Source organism: Pseudomonas sp. GL_139_B, assembly GCF_057834475.1.
In genome coordinates, this window is record NZ_CM174403.1 from 4,840,658 (window position 1) to 4,854,123 (window position 13,466).

Genomic DNA, 13,466 nt, shown 5'->3' on the forward strand with positions numbered 1-13,466 from the left:
TGAGCTTAAAAATGGGTTCGGCTGGGAGTATAGAAGCCAAACCAGATTCGCCCACTTACAGGGCGTGCAACTGTTCGACGGCCGCCGCGCCAACAAACTCGTTGTAACCCGATAGGATCACGTAGACCGCGAAATAGCAGAAGATCGCCGCCGATGCCATGTAGGAATAACGGAGCAGTTTGTCGCCCAGCAACTTGCCGCCGTGGCTCGCGGCAAAGCACAAACCTGCGCTCCAGAGCAGACCTGCGCAGAGGAATCCGCCGAGAAACAGCGCCGAACTGAGGGCACCCCCGCCGCCGGAACGGGCGATCAGCGTACCGCCCACCGCCGCGAACCACAGGATGGCGCTGGGCGAGGACATGGCGAGGAAGATCCCGCGGAAAAACTCTTTGCGATGGGAGTTCTGCTCTTCCTCTTCGGCTTGCGCCAATGCCGCTTCGTGGTGAATCGCCGAATAGATCATCTTCGCCGCGAAATAGATGAGCAACGCCGAACCGCCAATCCACAGCACCCAGCGCACGGTTTCGTATTGCAGCAAAACGGTCATGCCCGCCAGCGCCAGCACCGCGTAGATCAGGTCACCGACACAGGTCCCCAACCCCAGCGCAAAGCCTTGGAAATAGCCGCGTTGCATGGCCAGGGTGATCATCGCGATATTGGCCACGCCGATATCCAGGCACAACGAAAGGCTCAGCAAGAAGCCGCTGCTAAATTCCATCAACCGATTTCCTTCGGAAAAATTTGTTTACACACTGACTGGACAGTGTGCCACGACTGCCCTTATCTTCCGCAACAGGCCACCGCAGTGGCCAGCGTCGCTCGGACGGTTCCGGGCGCTTACGTTATCGAGGCAACAATGGCCGAACAAGGTTCGCCGCGCCGCTTTGCGCGCATAGATCGACTCCCCCCTTACGTTTTCAATATCACTGCCGAGCTGAAGATGGCCGCCCGTCGTCGTGGCGAAGACATCATCGACTTGAGCATGGGCAACCCTGACGGCCCGACCCCGCCGCACATTGTCGAAAAACTCGTGCAGGTCGCCCAGCGCGAAGACACCCACGGCTACTCGACCTCCAAAGGCATTCCGCGTCTGCGCCGGGCGATTTCCAATTGGTACAAGGATCGCTACGAGGTCGACATCGACCCGGAAACCGAGGCCATTGTCACCATCGGTTCCAAGGAAGGCCTGGCGCACTTGATGCTGGCGACCCTGGATCAGGGCGACACCGTGCTGGTACCGAATCCGAGTTATCCGATTCACATCTACGGTGCCGTGATTGCCGGCGCCCAGGTGCGTTCGGTGCCGCTGATTCCGGGGGTGGATTTCTTCGCCGAACTGGAACGGGCGATTCGCGGCTCGATCCCGAAACCGAAAATGATGATCCTCGGCTTCCCGTCCAACCCCACCGCGCAATGCGTGGAGCTGGATTTCTTCGAACGCGTGATCGCCCTCGCCAAACAGTACGACGTACTGGTGGTGCACGACCTGGCTTACGCCGACATCGTCTACGACGGCTGGAAAGCCCCGTCGATCATGCAAGTGCCGGGCGCCAAGGACATTGCGGTGGAGTTTTTCACTCTGTCCAAGAGCTACAACATGGCGGGTTGGCGGATCGGTTTCATGGTCGGCAACCCGGAACTGGTCAACGCCCTGGCGCGGATCAAGAGTTACCACGACTACGGTACTTTCACCCCGTTGCAAGTCGCTGCGATTGCGGCGCTGGAAGGCGATCAGCAATGCGTCAAAGACATCGCCGAGCAGTATCGGCAGCGGCGCAACGTGCTGGTCAAAGGCCTGCATGAACTGGGCTGGATGGTCGAGAATCCGAAGGCGTCGATGTACGTCTGGGCCAAGATTCCCGAGGCTTATGCACACCTGGGCTCACTTGAATTCGCCAAGAAACTGCTGGCCGAGGCCAAGGTCTGCGTCTCGCCGGGCGTGGGCTTTGGTGAGTATGGGGATGATCATGTGCGCTTCGCGCTGATCGAAAACCAGGACCGGATTCGTCAGGCCGTGCGCGGGATTCGCGGGATGTTCAGGGCGGATGGGTTAGCCACCAAATCCTGATAGCTGACACATAACACTGTGGGAGCGAGCCTTTGTGGGAGCCGGGCTTGCCCGCGATGCAGACAACTCGGTTTAACGTCAGACCGAGTCGATGCCATCGCAGGCAAGCCAGCTCCCACAAAAGCCAGCTCCCACATTTGTTTTGCAGTGTCGCTTAAACGAACATCGACAGCAGCAGGATAAAGCCCAGCGCAACCACGGACAGGATGGTTTCCATCGCGGTCCAGGTCTTGAATGTTTCCGCCACGGTCATGTTGAAGTACTGCTTCACCAGCCAGAAGCCCGCGTCGTTGACGTGAGACAGGACCAACGAACCGGCACCGGTGGCCAACACCAGCAGCTCACGGTTAACACCCGGAATCATCCCCACCACCGGCACCACAATGCCCGCGCCGGTAATAGTCGCCACAGTGGCCGAACCGGTTGCCACGCGAATCACCGCCGCCACCAGCCACGCCAACAGAATCGGCGAGATCTGAGCGTTCACCGCCATGTGGCCGATCACGTCACCCACACCGCTGGTTACCAGCATCTGCTTGAAGCCACCACCGGCACCGATGATCAGAATGATCGCGGCAGTCGGCGCGAGGCTCGCATCGAGCCATTTCAGAATGCGTTTCGAATCGATGCCCTGACGGTGACCGAAGGTGTACAGCGACAGCAGCAGCGCCAACAGCAACGCCGAAATCGGGTGACCGATCAGGTCCATGAAGGAGCGTACGAAATTGCCGTCTGGCAGCACCACGTCGGCAAAGGTCTTGAGCAACATCAGGAACACCGGCAGCAGCACTGTGATCAGCGTGATGCTGAAGCTTGGCAGGTCGGCCGTCTCAGGCTCGTGCGCCAGCTGATCCACCAGTTCCTGATTTGGATGACCTGGGATGTACTTGGCAATGAACGTACCGTAGATCGGGCCGGCAATGATGGCCGTTGGCAGCGCGACGATCAGGCCGTAGAGAATGGTTTTACCAATGTCGGCACCGAACACCCCGATGGCCAGCAACGGACCCGGGTGCGGCGGAACCAGACCGTGCACGGCGGACAGACCGGCCAGCAACGGGATACCGATCTTGATAATCGACACGCCAGTGCGGCGCGCTACGATGAAAACCAGCGGAATCAGCAGTACGAAGCCGATTTCGAAGAACAGCGGAATGCCGACCAGGAAGGCCGCGAACATCATCGCCCACTGCACTTTATCCTTGCCGAACGCGCGAATCAGGGTCTGGGCAATCTGATCCGCCCCACCCGACTCGGCCATCATTTTGCCAAGCATGGTGCCCAGCGCCAGGATGATCCCGACAAAACCAAGCACCCCACCAAAGCCGTCCTGGAACGCCTTGATGACGGTGCCGATCGGCATGCCGGAGGTCAGCCCGAGAAAGGCTGCGGCGATGATCAGGGCAATAAACGGGTGGAACTTGAACTTGGTGATCAGGAAGATAAGCCCGATCACCGTGACCACTGCATCGAGCAGCAGGAACGTCTCGTGGGACATGCCAAACATTAGGGGTGTCTCCTGGTTGTTGTTGTTATTAAAGCGGGTAATTCGAAAGTCATCAGGACAGCGCTACCTTTTTCGGCAAAACTCATATGGCGTGTTTCAGGCCGTGAGCCTGCCACCAGATATGCGCCTGCGATGCCAGTTGCTCGACACTGAAGGTCGATGCATCCAGCGCCAAGGTCAACGGCTCGCCAACGGGGGATTCGAGTGTGGCGAACTGGCTGTCGATCAGGGTCGATGGCATGAAGTGGCCCGGCCGATGCGACACACGCTCGGCAGCGACTTCAGGGGTCAACTCAAGGAATACAAAGCCCAGGCCCGGCAACGCGCTGCGCAACACTTCGCGGTAACTGTGCTTGAGGGCCGAGCAGGTCAGCACCGGGCGTTCGCCTTTGGCGTCGACGCGGCGCAGTTCGTCGCACAGGCTGTCGAGCCAACCGGCACGGTCTTGGTCGTTCAGGGGAGTACCCGCGCTCATCTTTTCGATATTGGCGGCAGGGTGGAAAGTATCGCCTTCAATGGCAGTGGCGCCGCTGAGTTGGCACAAGGCCTCGCTGACGCATGTCTTGCCGCAACCGGCAACGCCCATGATGACCAGGGCGGTGATGGGATGATTCATGTAACACCTCAGCGCGCAGACAGCGCTACCTTTGCCAGTTATGACACTAGACCAAAAGTAGAAGTTGCCGACGCCTTCTTGTCATTTTTGTGGGTTGCAGCACGTTCGTTCCCAACGCCAAAAAGCGAGGTTCAGGCAAAACTCGCTTACGCATTTGCAGCTGCTTCGGGACAGCGCTACCTTAGTGCCTTGAATTTTGTTTGGCAAGCCGCCCGATGACCTCTCCTAAAAACGATAAAAATACACGCACCACTGGCCGCCCTACCTTGAACGAAGTTGCACGCCTGGCCGGTGTCAGCCCGATCACCGCCTCTCGCGCCCTGCGCGGTGTAAGTACTGTGGCCACGGAACTGGTGGAAAAAGTCCAAAAAGCCGCGCTTGAACTCAACTATGTGGTCAACCCCGCCGCCCGCGCATTGGCCTCGGCGCAGAGCCATTCGGTGGTGGTATTGGTGCCGTCGCTGTCCAACCTGTTGTTCATCGACACGCTGGAAGCCATTCATCAGGTGCTTCGCCCCAAAGGTTTTGAAGTGCTGATTGGCAACTTCCATTACTCACGCGATGAAGAAGAAAACCTGCTGCGCAATTACATGGCGTATCAGCCTCGCGGTTTGCTGTTGACCGGTTTCGACCGCACGGAAAGCTCGCGGCGGATGATTGATGCCAGCAACATTCCGTGTGTGTACATGATGGAACTGGACAGCGCAGCGGGCGTGAATTGCGTGGGTTTCTCGCAATTGGCCGCCGGGGAAACAGCGGCCGAACATTTACTGTCTCGCGGTCGCAAGCGCCTGGCCTACATCGGAGCGCAACTGGACCAGCGCACCCTGTTGCGCGGCGAAGGATTTCGCAAAGCCCTGAAAAAGGCCGGTTTGTATGACCCGGACCTTGAAGTGCTGACCCCGCGCGCCTCCTCCGTTGGATTGGGCGGTGAATTATTTGTGCAACTGCTCGCCAGTCACCCCGATGTCGACGCGATCTTTTTCGGCAACGACGACCTGGCCCAGGGCGCACTGCTCGAAGCCATGCGCTGCGGGATCAAGATCCCGGAACAGGTGGCGATCCTCGGCTTCAACGACCTGCCGGCCTCGGCGCACATGGTGCCGCGCCTGAGCAGCATCAACACCCCACGCGAGGCGATTGGCCGGCGTTCTGCGGAGTTGATGTTGACGTTGCTGGCGGGGAATGTGGTGGCTAAACCGGTGCAGGACATGGGGTTTGAATTGAAAATCAGAGAAAGCACCTGACCTCACTGTGGGAGTGAGCCGGCTCCGGGCGGCGTTCCGACGAAAGCGGTGTGTCATTAAACGAGTGATCTGGCTGTCAGACCACCTTCCGTCAAGCGGCGCATCGCCCATGCCTTGGGTTTTCAACTAACCTTGATAGTGTTCCTCATCCTGTTGATCGCTTGGTGGATGGATATAGCTCAATGACACATGCACTGAAAATTCTCGGTAAAGCGTCGTCCATCAACGTCAGAAAGGTCCTGTGGACCTGTGAGGAACTGGACGTGCCTTACGAACGCGAGGACTGGGGCAGCGGTTATGCGTCGACTCACGCGCCGGAGTTTCTCAGGCTCAACCCCAATGCGCAGGTGCCGGTGATCATTGACGACGCCGGCGTGTTGTGGGAGTCCAATACCATCTGCCGCTACCTGGCGGGTAAACACCAAAACACTGACCTGCTGCCGCACGAACCGGCAGCGCGTGCACGGGTGGAACAGTGGATGGATTGGCAAGCCACCGAGCTCAATCCCGCCTGGAGCTACGTATTTACCGCGTTGGTGCGCAAGGATCCGGAGTTTCAGGACGAGCATCGGATTGCTGTCGGCATACGCGGCTGGAACCAGAAAATGGCCATCCTCGAACATCAACTCGCGATCACCAAAGCCTATGTCGCCGGGCCTCATTTTACGCTGGCCGACATTGTCGTCGGGCTGTCCGTCAACCGCTGGCTGATGACACCGATGGAGCGCCCGGACTTCCCTGCCATCGACGAATATTTCCAACGACTGGCGCAACGCCCGGGCTTTCTCAAATACGGTTGTAACGGCTTGCCTTGATTGCGCGGCGGTAGAACCTTGGCGCCAGAAATCGCAAAAAGGCTGCAATCTGTGCATATAAAAAGGGCCCGGAAACCGGACCCTTTTTGATTTGCCATGATCAGTTCAGTTGCAACGTCGAGTTGAACTGGCTGATCGCATCGACGACGTGCCGCGAGCCCTGCTGAATTTCCAGAATCACCTCCCCCGCCTCATTCGCCAGTTCCACTCCAAGACCGGTTCGACTCAAACTTGATTGCATACTCGATACCGCACTCAACGATAAATCGTGGTTCTTGCGCACCACTTCGACAATCTCCAGCGTCGCCTGGCTGGTGCGTGCCGCAAGGCTTCTAACTTCATCGGCCACCACTGCAAACCCGCGTCCGTGCTCGCCGGCCCGAGCCGCTTCGATGGCCGCATTGAGCGCCAGCAAGTTGGTCTGGTCTGCAATGCCGCGAATGGTTTGGACAATGGTGCCGATGATGTCGGACTGCTTGCTAACTGCATCGATACTGAGCGCTGCTTCCTTCAGGTCGCGGGAAATGTCCTGAATGATCTGCACCGTTTGCTGCACCACCTGCGAACCTTTCTGCGCGCAGGCGTCGTTCTGAACAGAAGTGCTGTGGGCTGATTCGGCAGCGGTTTGCAGAGTGGAAACCTGATGGGTGATGTCACTGGCAAACTTGACCACTTTGAACAGACGCCCCTTGGCGTCGAACAACGGGTTGTAGGACGCTTCCAGGAACACGGTATGCCCGTATTTATTTTTACGCTCAAAACGGTGCGAGTGAAATTCGCCACGATTCAGTGAAGCCCAGAACGCTTTGTAGTTCTGAGAATCAGACTCACTGCGGTGACAAAACAGGCTGTGGTGCTGGCCCACTACTTCATTGAGCGAGTAGTGCATGGTCTTGAGGAAGTTTTCGTTGGCCGTGATGACTTTACCTTCGGGGGTAAACTCGATCACTGCCATCGAGCGGCTGATCGCGGCGAGCTGGCTATCGCTTTCGTGCTCTTTGTTGACGCGTGCGGTGATGTCCGAAGCCACTTTGATCACGCTTTTAACCTGGCGATCAGCCCCGTACACCGGCATGTAACTGGCTTCGAGCCAAACCTCTTTACCGCCCTTGGTCAACCGCAGGAAGGCCCCGCTGACCGACTCGCCACGGGCCAGGTTACGCCACAACTTTGCATAATCCTCACTGCGGTAATACGACTCTTCACAAAAGACCCGGTGGTGTTTGCCGCGAACCTCTTCGGCGCCGTAACCCATGACGGCGCAAAAGTTCTCGTTGGCCTCAAGCACAATACCTTCAGGGGTGAACTCGATCATTGCCATCGAACGACTGACCGCCGCCAACTTGGCATTGGCCTCGCTCAATGCACAGCTGTATCGCTCGATTTCCAGCAGGTCAGACTTGTGATGTAGGTTAAACATGTTCTTATCACCTTGGGAGCGGACTTCTGGTTGATGAAAGTACTTCGGTCTTTCAACGTATCCACCACTACGTTCCATGGAGCAGACACACGCATTCCTCCACTGGAGGAGTCCTCAGGTGATAAATGATGTTCAATCGGAGGGTCCTTACCGCGACGCTCTTATTAAGGCATCCTTTTCTTGATAGCCCGGGCTCGGGCCAAACCTGATGTATTCAAAAGTGATTCCATTGGCTCGCAAAAGATCCGTTTCGTTATGTGTGGGTGCCTTGGGTTGCGCACTCTCACAGCGTTGACGGCAGCCTTCAAGCTCGACCGTCATCATCTGTCAGGGTGAGCATAGTCAGTGGCTTTGAGGACGCCAAGCCATTACTGAGCCATCATCATGGAAAATCGATTCAGCGGGTATGGGATCGATGTAAGACGGAATACCATCGCGAGCAGGCTCGCTTATATGTCTAGATTTGAAGGGGGGGGCACTATCAGAGTAGTGGGGCATGGCGTTGCTCAAATCGAGAAACAATCCCCTTCTGTGCAACAGCCCTGGGAAATCTTGCAGATGATTTGCTTATATCGTTAGACGTGCAGCAGGAGCCCGATTGCCGGGCTCCCTTGACGCGGGATCAATGACCGAACACATCCACCTTCTTGGCCTTCTTGTCCGCGCGCTTTTCGATGGCGGTTTTCGCCGGCTTTTTCTTCGCAGCTTTCTTCGAATCCATACCTTTGGACATGATGCGTACTCCACTCATACGGGATGTGAGATCAGGTATACACCTATCCCTGCACGCGCGTTCTTTTATAATTGCCGGCTTTGCACACTGACAGTCCAGACCATGCCCGACACCCAGTACACCTTGCTAGACGAACCGTTATGGCCATTGATGAACAAATTTTATCGCGCTCACCAATCGCCGATGAAGGCCGTGCGCGATGCTCGGTTATGGGTCGCGCGACGCGATGAGATTGTGGCTGCGCTATGCTTGCGACCGGTGGCGGGCGGGCATTGGCTGACGGGGCTGTTTGTCGATCCGGGCTGCCGCGAACAAGGGGTTGCCGGCGCATTGATCGCCGCGGCGGTCAAGGACCTCGACCTTCCGGTGTGGTTGTTTTGCCATCCGGATTTGCGTGGCTTTTATGAACGTCGCGGTTTTGCCTTCGACCCGCAGATGCCCTATGCCATGGTCGAACGCTTGAGCCGCTATGCGCGCAGCAAGCCGATGATTGCGATGGGGCTGGAGCCCCACACAACCTGAATACACAGAGATCCCTGTGGGAGCGGCGGTGTCTACAGGATCAATCGTCTGCTGTCGGATCAAGATCCGGAAACATGACCTCGGTAAACCCGAACTTGCTGAAGTCGGTAATACGCGACGGGTACAAACGGCCGATCAGGTGATCGCATTCATGCTGCACCACACGCGCATGGAACCCTGAAGCAATGCGCACGATGGGTTGGCCCTTGGGGTCGACACCTTCGTAGCGAATCTGCTGGTAACGCTCCACGGCGCCGCGCAGGCCAGGCACGGACAGGCAACCTTCAAACCCCTCTTCCAGTTTCGGGCTCAATGGCGTGATCAGCGGATTGATCAGAATGGTTTGCGGCACCGCTTCGGCATCCGGATACCGCTCGCTGTGCTCGAAACCGAAGATCACCAGTTGCAGGTCGACGCCAATCTGCGGCGCAGCCAGGCCAACGCCGCCGACGCTTTCCATGGTCTGGAACATGTCGTCGATCAGTTGCCACAACTCGGGGCTGTCGAACATCTCGGCCGGAACCGGAGGGGCAATGCGCAGCAGGCGCTCATCGCCCATTTTCAAAATTTCACGGATCATTTGATGACTTCGTCAGTGGAGGGATTGAGCGAGTGATCGCGCCCCAATCCCGAAACATGGTGTTTTTGATGATCATGGCCGGGCTCGCCAGGGTACTTTTCGCCGGGGTCCTTGCCCTCCCTCGACATGTGTTCGATCACCGCATTCATCTCCGCGCCGAGCAACAGCACCGCGGCGGAAATATAGAAGTACAGCAACAGCACGATGATCGCGCCGATACTGCCATACATGGCGTTGTAGTTAGCGAACTCCTTGACATACAGACCGAAGCCCACGGAGGCACAGATCCACACCACCACCGCCAGCACCGACCCCGGCGTGATAAAGCGAAATTCCTGTTTGACGTCGGGCATGACGTAATAAATCAGCGCCACCGCGACGATCAACAGAATCACGACCACCGGCCAGCGCATGATGGTCCAGAGGGTCACAATGAAGTCTTCGAGACCGACTTGCGAGGCGATCCAGCCCATCACCTGCGGGCCCAGTACCATGAGCGCAGCGGCGATCAACAGCATCCCGGCGATGCCGACAGTGTAGATAATCGACAACGGAAAACGCTTCCACGCCGGCCGGCCTTCGACCACATCGTAGGCCGCGTTCATGGCGCTCATCATCAGCCGCACACCGGCGGAGGCGGTATACAGCGCAATCACGATACCCACCGAGAGCAAGCCCCCCTTGGATTGCTGGAGCTGGTCAATCACCGGGTTAACCTGTTCCAGCGCCTGGGGCGGCAAGACCAGTTCCGATTGCAGGCGCAGCCAGGAGAAAAAATCCGGCAGGTGCAGGAAACCGATCAGCGCAATCAAAAACAGGATGAAGGGGAACAACGAGAACAACATTTGATAGGCCAGCGCCGAGGCATAGGTCGACATTTCATCGTCGATGAACTCGGTGACCGTGCGCATCATCACACGGTGCAGGGGCAGACCTTTCATGTCCGGGAAAATCATTAGCGTCTCCATTCGCCGCAAGATCGGGAGTCAGTCGTGGCGACTCAGGGGCCGTTTTCTACATCAAAGTAGCCTACTTGGCGACTTTGAAACAATTTCCGTGTTCTAGTTCAGGCTGACACAAAAACGGCCATCCGTGGATGGCCGCTCCTGATCATCTTCAATGGCCGAATCAAGCGTTGTCGATGCCTTTCTTGATGGCGTCTTTGGCTTTGCCCACGGCTTGCTGAGCTTCGCCTTTCCTTTCCTGTATTTTTCCTTCGGCTTGCAGCTTGGTGTTGTCAGTCGCTTTGCCGACACCTTGCTTGACGTTGCCGACCGCTTCGTTCGCCATGCCTTTTACTTTATCGCCAGTGCTGCTCATGGTGTTTCTCCTGTGGACCACTCAATGAGAAAAGTCGTTACACAAGGATTGACCGAAGGCGTTTGCGCGGAGTTTCATTTATTTTGTACCGCACATTTCGTCGATCTCAGCAGGTTGGGCTTTATGTTTAGCGACCAACCCCCGAGAATGCGCAACGTATTCAGGCCATGGCGCTGAAGATCCAATCCCGTAGGAATGTTATGAAACTCGATAAAAAGCAGGCCATTGCCCGCAGAAACCAGGAACTTGGCGGTGCCGTGCTTGGCGTCAACAACTGCCATTTCACCGAATTGAACCGCAACCGCAACATCTGGTGGTTCGATATTCCGGTCGCGCGCCTGGCCGTTGGTCAGTACGAATGGGTTCACTTGCTGATGCACACGCCGGACACCGACGAACTGCTGCACCTGAAAGTGCCGACCGTGTTCCTGCGCGAGAAGCTTGAAGGTCTGGTGGTGCGTAATGAAGGCAAGCGTAAAGCCGCCTTGAGCCTGGAGTTGAGTGCCGATAAAGACTCGTACTTGCAGGACATGCGCCCGGCAGGCACCAACGTCAACTTCGCACCGTTCCGCCTGTAACAGCAAAATCAAGAGCATCGCGAGCAGGCTCACTCCTACAATTTTGACCGAGTTCTTCCAGAAGGAATGCGATCAACTGTAGGAGTGAGCCTGCACGCGATAGCGGTCTGAAAGGCAATGAAGACCTGTCAGACGAGCAAAAAAAGCCCCGCATCCGCGGGGCTTTTTGTTGTTACGCGCCGACCTTTTTCGCGGCGATTTTCTTCAGTTCTTCGTCGCGCAGCTCTCGACGCAAAATCTTGCCGACGTTGGTGGTCGGCAGCGCATCGCGGAACTCGACGGCACGCGGAACCTTGTAGCCGGTGACGTTCGCACGCATGTGCTCCATCACTTGCTCTTTGGTCAGCGTCACGCCGGGTTTGGCAACGATGAAGATTTTGATCGCTTCGCCTGATTTTTCATCCGGCACGCCAATGGCCGCGCATTGCAGCACGCCTGGCAGGGTCGCGAGCACGTCTTCCAGTTCGTTCGGGTAAACGTTGAAACCGGAGACCAGGATCATGTCTTTCTTGCGATCGACAATGCGCAGGTAGCCATCCGCCTGGATCAACGCGATGTCACCGGTCTTCAACCAGCCTTCGCTGTCGAGCATTTCATCGGTGGCTTCCTGGCGCTGCCAGTAGCCCTTCATGACCTGCGGGCCTTTCACGCACAATTCGCCAATTTCGCCCAGCGGCTGCTCCACGCCGGCATCGTCAATGACTTTGCAGCGAGTCGATGGAACCGGGATACCGATGGTGCCGATCTGGATGTTCTGAATCGGGTTGACGGTGGCCACCGGACTGGTTTCGGTCATGCCGTAACCTTCGCAGATGGCGCAACCGGTGACCGCTTTCCAGCGTTCGGCGGCGGCCAGTTGCAGGGCCATGCCACCGGACAGGGTGATTTTCAGCGCCGAGAAGTCCAGCTTGCGGAAACCTTCGTTATTGCACAGGGCCACAAACAAGGTGTTGAGGCCGACGAAACCGCTGAATTTCCACTTCGACAGTTCCTTGACCATCGCCGGCAGGTCGCGCGGGTTGCTGATCAGGATGTTGTGGTTGCCGATCAGCATCATCGCCATGCAATGAAAGGTGAACGCATAGATGTGGTACAGCGGCAGCGGCGTGATCAGGATCTCGCAACCTTCATTAAGGTTGGAGCCCATCAGCGCCTTGCATTGCAGCATGTTTGCCACGAGGTTGCGGTGGGTCAGCATCGCCCCTTTTGCCACGCCGGTGGTGCCGCCAGTGTATTGCAGCACAGCGACATCGCTGCTGGCCGGATTGGCTTCAGACACTGGCTGGCCATGGCCTTTGCTCAACACGTTGTTGAACTTGATGGCCTTGGGCAAGTGATACGCCGGGACCATCTTCTTCACGTACTTGATGACGCTGTTGACCAACAGGCGCTTGAGCGGCGGCAACAGGTCGGCCACTTCAGTGACGATTACGTGCTTGACGCCGGTTTTCGGCACGACGATCTCGGCCAGATGGGCCATGTTGGCCAGGCAGACCAGAGCTTTGGCACCGGAATCGTTGAACTGGTGTTCCATTTCCCGCGCGGTGTACAGCGGGTTGGTGTTGACCACGATCAGCCCGGCGCGGATGGCGCCGAAGACGGCAACCGGATACTGCAGCACATTCGGCAATTGCACGGCGATTCGATCGCCTGGCTGCAAGTCGGTATGCTGTTGCAGGTAAGCGGCAAACGCACCGGACAATTCGTACAGTTCACCGTAGGTGATTGTCTTGCCCAGGTTGCTGAATGCCGGCTTGTCGGCAAAGCGTTGGCAGGATTGCTTCAACACTGCCTGAATATTCGGGTACTCGTCTGGATTGATCTCGGCAGCAATCCCAGCTGGGTACTTATCCTTCCAAAAGTCTTCAATCATGGAAGCCCACTCCTCAGCAACGCGAATTCAGCACCGCATTTGATGCGATTATTATTGGTGTGTTTTTTCGGTGAGTCTGGCTTTTACTTAGGCCGAGAAGTCACAAAGCGCGCCGAGAGTAGCAGCTTTGCCAAGGGTCGACCAGAGCCAAAAGCGGCCTCTACGGTCACAAATGTGACTCAAGAAC

Annotated in this window: 13 protein-coding genes and 2 pseudogenes; 6 read left to right on the plus strand and 9 right to left on the minus strand. The window is 57.1% G+C overall.

Features of this window, described 5'->3' with window-relative positions; all coding sequences use genetic code 11:
* Positions 1 to 55: 55 nt before the first annotated feature.
* Positions 56 to 718, minus strand: a complete 663-nt coding sequence (locus tag AC3ISI_RS22160) for a LysE family translocator (protein ID WP_489333806.1) — start codon at positions 716 to 718, stop codon at positions 56 to 58.
* Between the two features lie 138 nt (positions 719 to 856).
* Here AC3ISI_RS22160 and alaC point away from each other — a divergent pair, with 138 nt between their 5' ends.
* On the plus strand, positions 857 to 2,068 hold the full coding sequence (gene alaC, locus AC3ISI_RS22165; RefSeq protein ID WP_489333807.1) for an alanine transaminase: 1,212 nt from the start codon (positions 857 to 859) through the stop codon (positions 2,066 to 2,068).
* 154 nt (positions 2,069 to 2,222) lie between these two features.
* Here alaC and AC3ISI_RS22170 read toward each other — a convergent pair whose 3' ends face one another.
* Both AC3ISI_RS22170 and AC3ISI_RS22175 read right to left on the minus strand, forming a co-directional pair.
* Positions 2,223 to 3,575 carry a GntP family permease gene (locus tag AC3ISI_RS22170; RefSeq protein WP_489333808.1) on the minus strand — a complete coding sequence of 451 codons (1,353 nt, stop codon included), beginning with the start codon at positions 3,573 to 3,575 and terminating at the stop codon, positions 2,223 to 2,225.
* Between the two features lie 82 nt (positions 3,576 to 3,657).
* Complete coding sequence (locus tag AC3ISI_RS22175; protein WP_489333809.1) at positions 3,658 to 4,191, minus strand: gluconokinase; 534 nt, start codon at positions 4,189 to 4,191, stop codon at positions 3,658 to 3,660.
* Between the two features lie 215 nt (positions 4,192 to 4,406).
* Here AC3ISI_RS22175 and gntR point away from each other — a divergent pair, with 215 nt between their 5' ends.
* The 3 genes and pseudogenes from gntR to AC3ISI_RS22190 all read left to right on the plus strand — a co-directional run bounded on the left by gntR (position 4,407) and on the right by AC3ISI_RS22190 (position 6,253).
* Positions 4,407 to 5,438, plus strand: a complete 1,032-nt coding sequence (gene gntR, locus AC3ISI_RS22180; RefSeq protein WP_489333810.1) for an HTH-type transcriptional regulator GntR — start codon at positions 4,407 to 4,409, stop codon at positions 5,436 to 5,438.
* Between the two features lie 78 nt (positions 5,439 to 5,516).
* A pseudogene (locus AC3ISI_RS22185) lies at positions 5,517 to 5,618 on the plus strand (chlorhexidine efflux transporter); the annotation flags it as partial.
* A gap of 2 nt (positions 5,619 to 5,620) precedes the next feature.
* Complete coding sequence (locus AC3ISI_RS22190) at positions 5,621 to 6,253, plus strand: glutathione S-transferase family protein (RefSeq protein WP_489333811.1); 633 nt, start codon at positions 5,621 to 5,623, stop codon at positions 6,251 to 6,253.
* Positions 6,254 to 6,353: 100 nt separating this feature from the next.
* On the opposite strand, the gene AC3ISI_RS22195 is transcribed toward AC3ISI_RS22190, so the two are convergent.
* Together AC3ISI_RS22195 and AC3ISI_RS22200 are read right to left on the minus strand one after the other, a co-directional pair.
* Positions 6,354 to 6,926 carry a methyl-accepting chemotaxis protein gene (locus AC3ISI_RS22195; protein WP_489337769.1) on the minus strand — a complete coding sequence of 191 codons (573 nt, stop codon included), beginning with the start codon at positions 6,924 to 6,926 and terminating at the stop codon, positions 6,354 to 6,356.
* Positions 6,903 to 7,751, minus strand: a pseudogene (locus AC3ISI_RS22200) (PAS domain-containing protein); the annotation flags it as partial. The gene AC3ISI_RS22195 and the pseudogene AC3ISI_RS22200, both read right to left, overlap by 24 nt.
* A 757-nt stretch (positions 7,752 to 8,508) precedes the next feature.
* Between AC3ISI_RS22200 and AC3ISI_RS22205 the strand changes: the two are divergent.
* Complete coding sequence (locus AC3ISI_RS22205; RefSeq protein WP_489333812.1) at positions 8,509 to 8,928, plus strand: GNAT family N-acetyltransferase; 420 nt, start codon at positions 8,509 to 8,511, stop codon at positions 8,926 to 8,928.
* Positions 8,929 to 8,968: 40 nt separating this feature from the next.
* Here the strand turns inward: AC3ISI_RS22205 and def are convergent, their stop codons facing one another.
* The 3 genes from def to AC3ISI_RS22220 all read right to left on the minus strand — a co-directional run bounded on the left by def (position 8,969) and on the right by AC3ISI_RS22220 (position 10,828).
* The gene (gene def / locus AC3ISI_RS22210; protein WP_489333813.1) at positions 8,969 to 9,508 is read right to left on the minus strand and encodes a peptide deformylase; all 540 of its coding nucleotides are present in this window, start codon (positions 9,506 to 9,508) and stop codon (positions 8,969 to 8,971) included.
* Positions 9,505 to 10,464, minus strand: a complete 960-nt coding sequence (locus AC3ISI_RS22215; protein WP_489333814.1) for a YihY/virulence factor BrkB family protein — start codon at positions 10,462 to 10,464, stop codon at positions 9,505 to 9,507. Before AC3ISI_RS22215 ends, def begins: the two co-directional genes overlap by 4 nt.
* Before the next feature lie 172 nt (positions 10,465 to 10,636).
* On the minus strand, positions 10,637 to 10,828 hold the full coding sequence (locus AC3ISI_RS22220) for a CsbD family protein (RefSeq protein ID WP_489333815.1): 192 nt from the start codon (positions 10,826 to 10,828) through the stop codon (positions 10,637 to 10,639).
* Between the two features lie 200 nt (positions 10,829 to 11,028).
* Between AC3ISI_RS22220 and AC3ISI_RS22225 the strand changes: the two genes are divergently transcribed.
* Positions 11,029 to 11,406, plus strand: a complete 378-nt coding sequence (locus AC3ISI_RS22225; RefSeq protein ID WP_046032015.1) for a hypothetical protein — start codon at positions 11,029 to 11,031, stop codon at positions 11,404 to 11,406.
* Positions 11,407 to 11,578: 172 nt separating this feature from the next.
* On the opposite strand, the gene fadD1 is transcribed toward AC3ISI_RS22225, so the two are convergent.
* The gene (fadD1, locus tag AC3ISI_RS22230) at positions 11,579 to 13,279 is read right to left on the minus strand and encodes a long-chain-fatty-acid--CoA ligase FadD1 (protein ID WP_489333816.1); all 1,701 of its coding nucleotides are present in this window, start codon (positions 13,277 to 13,279) and stop codon (positions 11,579 to 11,581) included.
* Positions 13,280 to 13,466: the final 187 nt, after the last annotated feature.

Bases quoted from the DNA above. Each gene is read 5' to 3' on its own strand.
- AC3ISI_RS22205 (WP_489333812.1), top strand. From the start codon at position 8,509: ATGCCCGACACCCAGTACACCTTGCTAGACGAACCGTTATGGCCATTG.
- AC3ISI_RS22190 (WP_489333811.1), top strand. From the start codon at position 5,621: ATGACACATGCACTGAAAATTCTCGGTAAAGCGTCGTCCATCAACGTC.
- AC3ISI_RS22160 (WP_489333806.1), bottom strand. From the start codon at position 718: ATGGAATTTAGCAGCGGCTTCTTGCTGAGCCTTTCGTTGTGCCTGGAT.
- fadD1 (WP_489333816.1), bottom strand. From the start codon at position 13,279: ATGATTGAAGACTTTTGGAAGGATAAGTACCCAGCTGGGATTGCTGCC.
- AC3ISI_RS22215 (WP_489333814.1), bottom strand. From the start codon at position 10,464: ATGATTTTCCCGGACATGAAAGGTCTGCCCCTGCACCGTGTGATGATG.
- alaC (WP_489333807.1), top strand. From the start codon at position 857: ATGGCCGAACAAGGTTCGCCGCGCCGCTTTGCGCGCATAGATCGACTC.
- AC3ISI_RS22170 (WP_489333808.1), bottom strand. From the start codon at position 3,575: ATGTTTGGCATGTCCCACGAGACGTTCCTGCTGCTCGATGCAGTGGTC.
- AC3ISI_RS22225 (WP_046032015.1), top strand. From the start codon at position 11,029: ATGAAACTCGATAAAAAGCAGGCCATTGCCCGCAGAAACCAGGAACTT.
- AC3ISI_RS22220 (WP_489333815.1), bottom strand. From the start codon at position 10,828: ATGAGCAGCACTGGCGATAAAGTAAAAGGCATGGCGAACGAAGCGGTC.
- def (WP_489333813.1), bottom strand. From the start codon at position 9,508: ATGATCCGTGAAATTTTGAAAATGGGCGATGAGCGCCTGCTGCGCATT.
- AC3ISI_RS22175 (WP_489333809.1), bottom strand. From the start codon at position 4,191: ATGAATCATCCCATCACCGCCCTGGTCATCATGGGCGTTGCCGGTTGC.
- gntR (WP_489333810.1), top strand. From the start codon at position 4,407: ATGACCTCTCCTAAAAACGATAAAAATACACGCACCACTGGCCGCCCT.